The organism is Sulfurovum sp. bin170 (assembly GCF_010892395.1).
Lineage (GTDB): Bacteria > Campylobacterota > Campylobacteria > Campylobacterales > Sulfurovaceae > UBA1140.
On sequence record NZ_JAACKB010000235.1, the window covers coordinates 1 to 10,147 of the forward strand.

The 10,147-nt window shown below is 34.8% G+C and carries 7 protein-coding genes; all 7 read right to left on the minus strand.

The annotated features are described in order from the left end of the window. The coding region (locus GSY74_RS05585) for a hypothetical protein (protein ID WP_164664117.1) at positions 1 to 2,141 on the minus strand (2,141 nt) is incomplete at its 3' end. Beyond that, positions 2,138 to 3,970, minus strand: coding sequence for an autotransporter assembly complex family protein (locus GSY74_RS05590; RefSeq protein ID WP_164664118.1), 1,833 nt, complete (start codon positions 3,968 to 3,970; stop codon positions 2,138 to 2,140). The genes GSY74_RS05585 and GSY74_RS05590, both read right to left, overlap by 4 nt. Beyond that, positions 3,954 to 5,186 (minus strand): glutamate-5-semialdehyde dehydrogenase, encoded by a 1,233-nt coding sequence (locus GSY74_RS05595; RefSeq protein ID WP_164664119.1) that lies wholly within the window; start codon positions 5,184 to 5,186, stop codon positions 3,954 to 3,956. The genes GSY74_RS05590 and GSY74_RS05595 overlap by 17 nt, the downstream gene beginning before the upstream one ends. 28 nt (positions 5,187 to 5,214) lie before the next feature. Continuing rightward, complete coding sequence (locus tag GSY74_RS05600) at positions 5,215 to 5,814, minus strand: DedA family protein (protein ID WP_164664120.1); 600 nt, start codon at positions 5,812 to 5,814, stop codon at positions 5,215 to 5,217. After that, a complete protein-coding gene (locus GSY74_RS05605; protein ID WP_164664121.1) occupies positions 5,802 to 6,368 on the minus strand; it encodes a YigZ family protein in 567 nt (188 codons plus the stop codon). The genes GSY74_RS05600 and GSY74_RS05605 overlap by 13 nt, the downstream gene beginning before the upstream one ends. Before the next feature lie 205 nt (positions 6,369 to 6,573). Then, complete coding sequence (locus GSY74_RS05610; RefSeq protein ID WP_164664122.1) at positions 6,574 to 7,947, minus strand: DUF1501 domain-containing protein; 1,374 nt, start codon at positions 7,945 to 7,947, stop codon at positions 6,574 to 6,576. An 8-nt stretch (positions 7,948 to 7,955) separates the two neighbouring features. Next, on the minus strand, positions 7,956 to 10,147 hold a 2,192-nt coding region (locus GSY74_RS05615; protein ID WP_164664123.1), incomplete at its 5' end, for a DUF1800 family protein.

The following is a 10,147-nucleotide window of genomic DNA, read 5'->3' on the forward strand; positions in this document are numbered from 1 at the left end:
AGCTTTTTACTCTTAAACTCTATATCAACTACTCTATTTTTGTCAATATTTACAGTAGTCTCTATATCCCCTCTGAAATCCATATAGCCAATGTTTTTACTCTTTGCAAAGATATTTAGACTACTATCTGCATTGAATTTCATATCTATATCGGCTCTACCTGACATCTTTGGAAGATTAATATCATAATATCTATTGATAGTTTTACCAAATCTATCCATATTCTCTATATGACTCTTTATATCTATTTTGGAAGAGAGACTACCATCAAAATTTATCTTCTCATCTGCTATGACTATCAATCCTCTACCAAATCTATCTCTCTCACTGTTATAATCACAAGAAAATTTCAAATCTTCACTGAAGAGTGAAATATGAGTTATATCTCTATTTAATATCACCTCTCCATCTATATTTGATATATTTTTCACTCTTATCCTCTTGTCTATATTGGTTATTTTTGAATCTTTTGGAATAGAGGCAGAGAATTTTATCTTGAATGGCTCTTTAAGCTCCATAGAGGTTTTTAGGTTAATGAGATTTGAATCTATATCTATACCGATTTTACTCTTACTACTATCAAAAAAATCTATATAAGAGTCACTTTGTATCTCTCCTAAAGAACCTTTATATAGACCTTTAGGTAGACTTTTTAGGAGATTATCAAGAGGCAGAGTTCCCTTACTATCTATTTTGAGCTTGGCATTTTCATAACCATCTGTAAAAAAAGTTCCCTTTATCTGTTGTGAATCAGCTCTCCCAAGTAGCTCATCAGGTGTTCCTCTATATTTAGCCGTTAAATTTTCAAGCAAGTTTTCAGATACCTCTTTCGGAATATTTTTTATCGTTTTTAGTTTCACCTCTCCACTATAGACCACCTCTGTATCACCATCACCACTAAAATCAATATCGACAATACTCTCTATCTCTACCTCATCAGCATAGGTGATTGAGCCTATCCCTTTGGAGCCTATTTTGATAAAAAAATCACTATATAGATAGTCAAACTTATGTTTTACTTTTTTTAGGTTGACATTGAAATCACTATTTTTCAAAGCTAAAATATCTTTTACCCCATGTTCTACCTCTACCCAGACACCTTGATGATTTACCTTTAGTTTCGCAGGGATTTTTTTTAGCTCTTTTTGATTTAGAGGTAGAGAGTACCTATCATAGAGATATTTTTTAGTCAATATATCTCCTTTGCCATAAAACGAAGAGTTCTTGATATACCCCACCTGTTTCGTAGAAGCAAAAGTTGTATCTGTAGAGATAGAAGCTTCTGTTGCAGAGTATTCAAAACCATTTTTAGGCTCTATCAATAGATTTTGGGCAATAATTTTGGTCTTATCAATAGTAACTGGGCCATAGGTTGTTTTTTTCATTGTAGCAAAAAAGTTATCCACGGTAATATCTCCTAGAGCTACCCCACTACTATTAGTCTCCTTTTTATCTTCTTTATTTCCCTCTTTTTGGGAATTCATCTTACTCTTCTGCTCTTTTTTAATACTTCTCACAAAATAGGTAATGACTTTTGGGTCAATCTTTAGCAGTTGTAAATTATCAAGATTTAGACTATTTTGCTCTATTTTACCTCTTAAATTCAAATCAACTAAATCTGAATCTACTAAAAAATTAATCACTTCACTTCTCATCTGCATATCTCTATCAACAGCTAAACCGACCATTCCAAAATAGAAATTTTTGAACTCTACACCATGATAGACAAAAGGGTTAACTGTCAAATTAATCTTATCAATATGGAAATCAAAAAATAGAGTTGACTTATCTTTCTCTCCATCTGATTTGGGTAGAGTATCCAACGCAGTAACAATACCCTCTAGCTCAACACCTTGTAGTTGTAATCTAGTTATATGAACTCTATTGTGTACCAAGGCGAAAGGATTCCAGTATATAGTAGCACTCTCTACAAGTTTCCTGCCATTATATTTAAGCGAAGAGACCTCTATCCCAGTAAATAGGTTTCCTGAAATCTTTTTATAGTTTACACCATACTCTCTCAAAATATTTTTGGTAGCGATATGAATAGTCCGTGAATCTGTTATAATAAAAAGCAGTATAGTGCCAAAGATTAACAGAATCTCTATAAGAACCATTAGCCAGTAGAAGAGACGAATCAAAACGACTGACCTATCTGAAAATGTATAGCATTTTCACTATATTTGTTAACATTAAACCCAAAATCTATCTTAAATGGTCCAATAGGTGTCATATAACGAAAACCAAAACCTGCTGAGTAGATAACTCTATCTGTAAACTCCCAAACTCCCTGATTTTCACTTATCATAGTACTATCTGAAAAAAATCCCATATGGATACTTTTGTAGAGTGGGAAGTTCGCTTCTAGCGTCAAGTTTGCGATATTATAACCACCTCTATTTTCTAAAGTATCTGTAGAAGATGAGGTAATTCCAATCCTATCATACCCATAGGCACGGTTAGAAAAAGCACCCCCTGCAAAAAACTTTTTTGACTCTGGCAACCTATTATCATATATTTTAATAGCTCCTATTCGACCAATACCCGATAGTGTTACGCTGTTGAGTGTATATATAGCTCTAATCTCCTCTAGGTATTTGAGATAAGTTGTACTATCAGGTGAATATGGCAGACCATACTCCATCTCATGTGAAAAGTAAAATCCATTTTTTGGGTTTATCTTGGAGTCTCTTAGGTCATAGATAAGCTTCATAAATGGATATATAAAAAAGAAACTTCTATCATCAGATATATCTCTATTCTCTATGCCAATACCTATACTATGAAACCACTTATCTCCTCTATGAAGTAGATAGACCTTATCATAGATAACTTTTTCATCATAATCATGAAGATTTCTCTCCTCACTATAACCAGCACTATTTTGAAAATCCATATGATAACCCCAGAGCATCAAAAATGCAGGGTTTAGGAAGTTATTCTCTATCCGTTTCTGCTTTTCTGAGTACAAAATATCAAAAAGCAGTTGTCTACCTCCACCATAAAAGTTTTTGTACTCCCAGTGATATTTTGCTTGAAACTCTAAATCTGTAGCATATCCTACCCCTATGCGTGAGTGACTCTTCTGCTCTATCTCTCTGAATTTTACAGACATGGGTATAGTACTCTCTCTCTTTTTGCCAATCTTTTCATAAACTTTATCAAAAGAGTCTGTTCTGTAGATAGATTTATATTTTTTTTTAATCTCTTCAAAAGTTAATAGATTTTTGGAGCTTCTGTTCTCTTTTATATGGACTTTGTCAAAAGCCTCTAGTGCATATAGTGAGTTGTAGCTCTCCTTTATCTTCTCTATATCAAATATCTCTCCCTCTCTAAAATGAAGCCTAGAGAGGACTACTTCATCATCAATACTCTGCGAACCATCTATATCTATCTTTCCAAAATGGCATAGAGACCCCTTTTTCAACTCTATCTCTATCTTGGCACTATATTTTTCCAAATCAATATAAGCTTTTGTCTCTAAATCATAATTACAAAATCCACTCTCCAACAACCTATTTTTGATATCTGATTTTGTATTGGAGAATAGTTCTGCTCTAAATCGTCTCTTTTTTCTAAGTTGTACCAAATCATCTATATAAAAGTCACTTTTTATCTCTATATCTTTAACTTTTATATATTTATTCTCTTTTATAAAAAAATGTATTCCATATACATCAATCTTATGGCTTATATTAGCATCATAAAACCCCTCTTTTTGATAATAGAGTCTAAAAATCTCATCAAGTTTAGGGATATATAGGGCATTTATAGTGGCTCTGTTATCTTTCCATAGTGCAATAGGTGAAGGTCTCTTAGCACCCACAACTCCCTCTAGCGAAGAGGTAGCTATCTTTCTGTTTCCCTCAAATGTAATGACAATAGGCACATCCATATTTTTTGCATCAAGAGTCACCAAAAACAGGAGTAGGGTTGATATTATAACCCCACATCTACCGAATCTGCCCATTCCCATATATCTTAAATTTATAAGTAGTCAGCTCATTTACGCCCATTGGTCCCCTAGCGTGTAGTTTATTAGTCGAGATACCAACCTCTGCACCAAATCCAAATGCACCACCATCAGTAAATCTTGTACTAGCATTGACATAGACACAAGCAGCATCTATAACACTCATAAACTTTTCAGAAGCAGAGTAGTTCTCTGTAATAATAGCCTCAGAGTGACCTGACCCATACTTCGTAATATGTGCCATAGCTTCATCAATACCTTCAACAACTTTGATATTTAACTCATTTGCTAGATACTCTGTATTGAAGTGTTCATCCGTCGCATAGTCTATAAATATAAACTCTCTAGTTTTCAGACAACCTCTTAGCTTTGTCCCTGCATCAACAAACGCTCTATAGAGAGATGGAAGAACCGATTTAGCTATCTTTTTATCTATTATCAGAGTCTCCATCGCATTACATACACCAGGTCTTTGACACTTGGCATTGAGAGCGATATTGATAGCCTTTTGTGGATTTGCATCTACATGAATATATGTATGACAAAGCCCCTTATCATGTTTTACAACTGGCACAGAGGAGTTTTTGGAGATATATTTGATAAGAGCCTCACCACCTCTAGGTACAATAAGGTCAACAAACTCATCCTCTTTGATAAGCTTCGCAACACCCTCTCTTGAACTATCAGGAAGCAGTGATATTAGCTCTTTTGGTAGACTATTTTTCAGTAAAACATCTTGAAGCACTTTTGCGATAGCTTGATTTGAGTTCTCTGCCTCTTTTCCACCTTTGAGTATAGCTACATTTCCACTCTTGAAACATAAAGCTCCCACATCAGAGGTGACATTTGGTCTGGACTCATAGATAACACCAACCACACCAATAGGCACAGAGACCTTCTCTATTCGCAAATTATCATCAGTAACCCAACCATCAAGAACTCTACCTACTGGTTCTTTTAATCCTGCTATCTGCACAAGTGATTTTGCTATAGCTTTGACTCTCTCTTCATCAAGCAGAAGTCTATCAAGAAGTGCAGAGTCAAGACCATTTTTTCTTCCATCATTCATATCTTTACTATTTTCAGTAATGATATAACCTCTCTGTTCAAAAATAGCATGAGCCATCTCTGTTAGTATCTTATCTTTTGTTTTACCATCCAAAGTAGCTATAATCTGTGTAGACTCTTTTGCCTTTATTAAAAATTTTCTCATAATTGCCCTCTTTTTACTTTTAAGGCAATTATATCTTTTTTGACTTATGTTTCCAAATATAAAGAGCCGTTGCAATAGCAATAAGAGTCAATGTTCCAGCAATAATCTGATGAAGATACTCTTTTAGTAGAGCCTCATTCTCTCCAATAAAATATCCCAACAGAGCTAAGATAGTCACCCAAATCCCTGCACCTGCTGTTGTGTATAGTGAAAACTTCTTTATATCCATATTTGAAAGCCCAGCAGGAAGAGAGATGAGCTGACGAATCCCAGGAATAAGACGACTTACAAAAGTAGAGAATGAACCGTGATTGACAAAATACTCCTCCATCTTTTTTAGCTTATCTTCTGTAAAAAAGAAGTACTTACCAAAAGCCAAAACCCCTTTTCGCCCATATTTTTTAGCCAAATAGTAGTTAAACAACGCACCACCAAGAGAACCTGTAGTACCTGCAATTATTGCTATAACCATATTCATCTCACCTTTTGAGGCTAGATACCCAGCAGGTATCATCGCCACCTCACTAGGAAAAGGAAAAAAAGTACTCTCCAAAAACATCATTATAAATATCCCCAAATAACCAAATTGGCTCACTAAATCTACTACAATGTCCACTATCTCATGCATTTTCGTTCTTCCTTAAACTCTTCTAATTTTTTCTCTGTTGATTTAATACCCCAAGCAACACCATCATTTAAAAATTTTCGTTCTATTTGGATGATTCCTATTTTATTTAAAATGTATTCAATCTTTTGAATCTCACTATATGTGGTGTTGAAATGGAAGTCTAACACTTTTTCATATAAAATAACATTAGAATTATGAATAACTTCTTTAACTGCATTAGCATAAGCCCTAGCCATCCCACCAATTCCAAGTTTTGTACCTCCAAAATAACGTACTGTCAGTAGAGCTACATTGATAAGCTCTTTACCTCGTAACACATTAAGCGATGGAACACCAGCAGCCCCTTTTGGTTCCTCATCATCCGAAGAGTTCTCTACTATCTGGTCAAATTCATTGAGATAACGCAGAGCATAGACGACATGCCTCGCTTTGGGATGTTCTGTGCGTAGCTTATCTTGTAACCCCTGATACTCTGATATAGGAACTAAGTGAGCTATAAATTTTGATTTTTTTACTTCATAAGAACCTATGTAAGATTTTTCTATAGTTTTCATAATTAAAATTATACTTTTAAAGTCTTAATATACTATTTCTTGATAAAACTTTAAATAAATCACACAAAAATTCCCTGTAAAAATCCCAACTCCTAATTCCCACCAATAGGTTTTAATTCCCCCAAATTTAGCAAAACTGTACCGATCAAAGCGTTATCCACTCCAAACCATTTCAAAGTAGGATTACATTGCATAGATGTTTTTTCTACCCCATAAACCCCAAATCCCTCTTCTCCTCAGGAAAATTCTTCAAATTCGGAAAAAGCCCAAGGTTTTCTGCATCACTAAGTCCAAACCATTTTGTAACCGTAGCAAAGTATTGTTCGGTAGAGGTCGTTGGTAGTAACCTTCTATGAAGAACAAGGTCTTTACTCTCTTTCGACAAATCTGGTAAATCACCATAAATTTTTCCACCTTTAACTGCACCACCAAAGGTGAAATAGTGTCCACCCCAACCGTGACCTGTTCCACCATTGTTATTACCAACTGACCTTCCAAAGTCTGACATACAAATGACCGTAACTTTATCGGTTAATCCTAGCTCTTCAAGGGCTTGACTCAATGAATAGACAGCATCATCTAAATCTTGGTATGCGTTATTTATTTTTCTTGTCTGATTGGCATGACTGTCGTATCCTGATTGTTCTATGTAGTATGTCCCTTTATTGGTACTGTTTGATAGCAGACTCTTCTGTTTTAACACTCTTGATAGCATTCTAACTTGTTGCATTAGGTAAGATCGTTTCTTATTTATAGGATTGTCTGGAAAATTGGTATTTAGAGTAACTCCAGCTAAAGCAGCCGTTACTTTTCTACTTTTTGATATACTACTTTGCTGAATTTTTGTATAAGCATTTAGGAGAGGATTCTCACTGGTAATATTACTTATATCTTCAACTACAGCTTTGGTAGTAGCAGAAAATTTTGTTGTAAAACCACCAAACTGTTTTACACCACCTACACTATAAATATAGGGTTGGGTCTTTATGCCTTTTTGCCATAAATTTTTACCCTTTATACTTTGATTAAAAGGAAAGTCATCCTCCCCAAGCGTTACTTCATCACTCAATCGCCCTGCCCAACCTGTCTTGTTCAGAGTAAAAGGCTGACAAGAAGCCCAAATATCTCTTTGAGAGCCGTGAGCAAATAGATGTGGAGGCAAAATGGCTGTTTTTCTAATAACCTCTTCTTGTGTGGTAGGTTTTACCAATGTTCCTACATTGGCAACAAAAGCCAATTTTTTATCTCGGTACATCTGATTTATCTTAGGTAAGTATGGGTGTGTCGCACAAGCTTCTTCACTTACATCTTCAGGGTTAAGAGGATTTAAATTTTCTCTTGGTATGGCTAAGCTTGGTCTCTGTTCCTTGTAGTCACTGTATTTATCTTCATGATAGGGAACCAACATATTGACACTATCATTCCCTCCCGATAAAAATATAGTAACGATAGCCTTAAATTCGTTATCGTCAAAACTTATTGTATTGAGCGTATTACTCTCTGCTAACAGTTTACTTGTTATAAAAGATGTAGATACACTACCAACTGCTACTGTTTTTAAAAAACTTCTTCTTTTCATCTCATCTCCTAATTTAAAATATTTTGTTGTGGCGAATTCATAATAATAAATAGACCATCTAAAAGAGCTCTCTTTCTTCCATTACTTCTAAAACTGGCTATACGCTCTTCCATATACTCTTTTAACAGTACCTTCATCTCATCACTCATATTACCTTGCATCAGAAGCAAGTTGTATCGTTCTATCAACAACTCTGGCGACTCTAATAACAACCTATACTCAGGATTAAGGTTAATGGCATGTTTGTATTCATATCTTGGCTTATTAAATACTTTTCCTATAATTGCAACCTCACTATGGTCATAAATCAATGTTTTAAAGGTATTACTGAGATTTGTAACATTCATGGCTGTAGCAATTTGAAGTTCTGGTGCTACAAGATTATTATCAAACAGCTCTTTTCCAACACTGAAGTCGGGTTGATAGAAGTTAAAAACACTATCTGCGTGTAAGACAGTTTGGTCATAAATATTAGCAGGGTCATAGAGAGGGAACTCTGCTACTAATGTTGTCTCAAAAGCTTTCATAAAGGCTGCAAATCTTACCACAGGCTCTTTTATCTTACCAAAAGAGCTCTCAATATCTACCTCTGCCAATGCATTTTCATCTAACAAAATTGCACGAATAACTGCTTTTAAATCGCCTCTTACACCTTCTCCATTATCATTAAAAATAGTCGCAACTCTTGCTATATAAGAGGGACTCGGGTTTGATGTGACCAACTTTTGAATGAGTTGTTTTGAGAAAAAAGGTCCAACATTTGGATGGTTAAATATCGTATCAAGTGCCATCTCCAAATCACCAAAACAACTTTGTCCAGCAGGAATAGTTGTGTTATTTAGGATAACTTTCTCTCCCACTTCATGCCTCTCTTCCATACAAGTCATAGGCTCATTTAAGACTGAATTTTTATGCCAATTCATGGGTGTATATTGCGTTATAAATTTTTCATATCGAATTCTTGCCGTTCTGTTTGTATCTCTATCTGCATACTGATATTTTGCATGTTCTATTGCTTTATTAAAAGTAAAACCTGTAAATACTTTGGCTAACCCTTCTATGTCACTTTGCGTATAGGTAGGTATATCTTCTCCATTAGAGAGCTGTACTGTACCATCTATATTTAACATAGAGAGACCGACAGAGAAGAGTTGCATTACCTCTCTGGCATAATTTTCATCGGGATGGGTGTCTTTTCCTATATTTGTAGCATGGTTATTAATCATAGTAAGATAGGTACCCATTATAGGACTTAATGTAACTTCTTCCAATAAGTCACGATAATTTCCAAATGAATTTTTAACCAATATATCATAGTAGTACATCAATACATGATCTTTTTTGGCTGTTGTATTCTCTTTTCCAACTACAAAAATTTGACTCAATGCAAAAGCGACTCTCTGACGCAATTGGTCTTCAGATTCTAAAACAACTTTAAGCCATACAGCATTAAAATGACCAAAGCTAAACATAGCATTCGAATTAAAGTTCTTTCCAGTAGCTCTCCCCAAAGCCAATACTTGGTCATAAAAATAAGTAGGAGTAGCCTTAAACTGGGTATCTAAAAACTTATCATAATTATCTAAACTCTGAATCTCACTTAAGTTTGCACCAAAGGTACTTCGTGCTAAAAATCTTGAGGCATCTTTCTCTTTTGTTACATTGTATTTTGGGTCGTACATAAATTTTTCAACAATTTCTTTAGTAACTTGAACAGAAATATTATCAATAACTGTACCTAACCCATTATCCTGAGAAGCTATCTCTTTTATAGAAACGGTCTGTTCTCCCCCTTTACCTATAAACTCTACACCATATTTATCCCAATGTTTACTAGGTGTAATAATTCCAATAGATTCACCATCAACTAAAAGTTCAAAATCAGATGTACCAGCTCTTCGTGCATAAGCATCCAAACTAAATAGATAAGTTTCATCAGCAACTGTAGAGACGGTTTGGGTTAAACTATTTACACTGTTTTTACCAACATCAAGTTCTGCTTTGTAGATTCCCTCTGTTGCTGTTCGACCAAGTTGATGATTCCAAACTTCTCCATCTCCATTCCAGTTGTCAAACTGAACCAACTTCCACTTTCCATTATCTTTATCAATGCTAAAGTTTTCAAAACTTCCGTTTTTAATTAACTCTTCACCAGCTATAAGAGCTGTTGTACTTGTTCCAAGTAGTGCTGTTGCTACTA